Below are 2,102 nucleotides of genomic sequence, written 5' to 3'. Positions count from 1 at the left end.
GGGGACTGTTTTCATGAGGTGGGAAGCGATGGGCGAGTCGCCCGGCGAGGACAGGCGAGGCGGTACGGAGGGCGCGGCGGGCCGGGCCTCGGGGCGTGCGTCCCTGCTGGCGGTGCTGGCGGAGAAGCCGTCCGTGGCGCGCGACATCGCCCGGGTGCTGGGCGCGCAGGAGCGCGGCGACGGCTTCCTGCGTGGCAACGGCTATGTGGTGACGTGGGCGATTGGCCACCTGGTGGGCCTGGCGCAGCCGCACGAGATTCGGCCGGACTGGAAGAAGTGGAGCCGGTCGCTCCTGCCCATGTTGCCGGGTGACTGGCCGCTGGTGGTCTCCGAGCAGACGCGTTCGCAGTTCGACGTGGTGCGCCGGGTGCTGACCTCGCCGGACGTGGGCGGGGTGGTGTGCGCCACGGACGCGGGCCGCGAGGGCGAGCTCATCTTCCGCTACATCTATGAGGCGGCGGGGTGTCGCAAGCCGGTGCGGCGGCTGTGGGTGTCGTCGCTGACGGAGCGCGCCATCCGGGACGGCTTCCGGCAGCTCAAGGAGGGGCGGGAGTATGACTCGCTCGCCTCGGCGGCCATGGGACGCAGCCGCGCGGACTGGCTGGTGGGGATGAACCTGTCGCGCCTGTACACGCTGGCGCACGGAGGGCAGGGGGAGATGTTGAGCGTGGGGCGGGTGCAGACGCCCACGCTGGCGATGGTGGTGGAGCGGGAGCTGGCCATCCGGAGCTTTGTTCCCCGGGACTATCTGGAGGTGGTGGCCACCTTCGCGCCGCAGGGGAAGGGCGTGGCGGCGGGGGCTCGGTACGACGGGACGTGGTTCCGCTCCGGGCCGGATGGCAAGCCCGTGGTGCCACCGGGCATGGAGGGCGTGCGCGAGTCCCGGCGGCTGGACGCGGATGGGGTGGATGCGCAGGCCGTCATCGACCGCGTGAAGCGTGGACGGGCGGCGATTGAGTCGCTGGACGCGGAGGAGAAGAAGATGGCTCCTCCGCTGCTCTACGACTTGACGGAACTGCAGCGTCACGCCAACCGGCTGTATGGCTTCAGCGCGCAGCGCACGCTGGAGGTGGCGCAGGCGCTCTACGAGAAGCACAAGCTCCTGAGCTATCCGCGCACCGCCAGCCGGCACCTGTCCGAGACGGTGGCGGACACGCTGCCGGAAGTGGTGGGCACCGTGCGCGGGCCGTACGAGGAGGACCTGGCGCCGGGGACGGGCGCGCGGCCCCTGGGGCGGCGCTACGTGGATGACGCGAAGGTGACGGATCACCACGCCATCATTCCGACGCCCACGTCGCCGCAAGGACTGCGGTTGTCTCCGGACGAGCAGCGCATCTACGACCTCGTGTGCCGGCGGTTGCTCCAGGCATGGCACGAGGACCACGTGTGGCGGGTCACCACGGTGGTGACGGCGGTGATGTCACCGGGGCCGCAGAGCGCGGTGCCCGTGGTGGACCGCTTCCAGAGCACGGGCACCCAGGTGGAGCGGGTGGGCTGGAAGGTGCTCGATATCGGCGGAGGCAAGAAGGCGCCGAAGCCGAAGGCCGAGTCGCGCAAGGGTGACGAGGACGCGGAGCCGGACGACGAGCCTCAGTCGTTGCCTTCGGGGTTGGAGCGAGGGCAGCCGCAGAAGGTGGAGGACGTGAAGGCGGTGAAGAAGCGCACGCGTCCGCCTCCGCGCTTCACGGACGCGTCGCTGCTGACGGCGATGGAGACGGCGGGAAGGGCGCTGGACGAGAAGGAGCTGGCGGATGCGATGCGCGAGACGGGGCTGGGGACGCCCGCCACGCGTGCGTCCATCATCGAGGTGCTGCTGGACCGCGAGTACCTGGTCCGCTCGGGGAAGGTGCTGGAGGCCACGGAGAAGGGGCTGCACCTCATCCAGGTGGTGCACCCGGACGTGAAGACGCCGGCGATGACGGGCCAGTGGGAAGCGTGGCTTCAGCGCATCGAGCGAGGGGAAGGACGGCTCGACGAATTCATCCGGGGCATCGAGAAGTATGTCACCGAGGTGGTGGGCCATGGGCCCACGGGGCCGGCCCAGGCGATGCCGTACGGGGCCTCGACTTCGCGTGTCGTGGGGGCGGGGCGAGGGATGGATG

General features: G+C 70.7%; 1 protein-coding gene. It reads left to right on the top strand.

Annotation, left to right across the window (positions count from 1 at the left end; translation table 11 throughout):
- Nucleotides 1–13: 13 nt before the first annotated feature.
- A partial coding sequence (locus FJV41_RS48885) for a DNA topoisomerase 3 (RefSeq protein WP_246137901.1) occupies nucleotides 14–2,102 on the top strand: 2,089 nt, incomplete at its 3' end.

Source organism: Myxococcus llanfairpwllgwyngyllgogerychwyrndrobwllllantysiliogogogochensis, from assembly GCF_006636215.1.
In the GTDB taxonomy this organism is placed as follows: Bacteria; Myxococcota; Myxococcia; order Myxococcales; family Myxococcaceae; genus Myxococcus; species Myxococcus llanfairpwllgwyngyllgogerychwyrndrobwllllantysiliogogogochensis.
The sequence above is the reverse complement of the archived record's forward strand: the minus strand, read 5'-3'. Positions and strand labels throughout refer to the sequence as shown.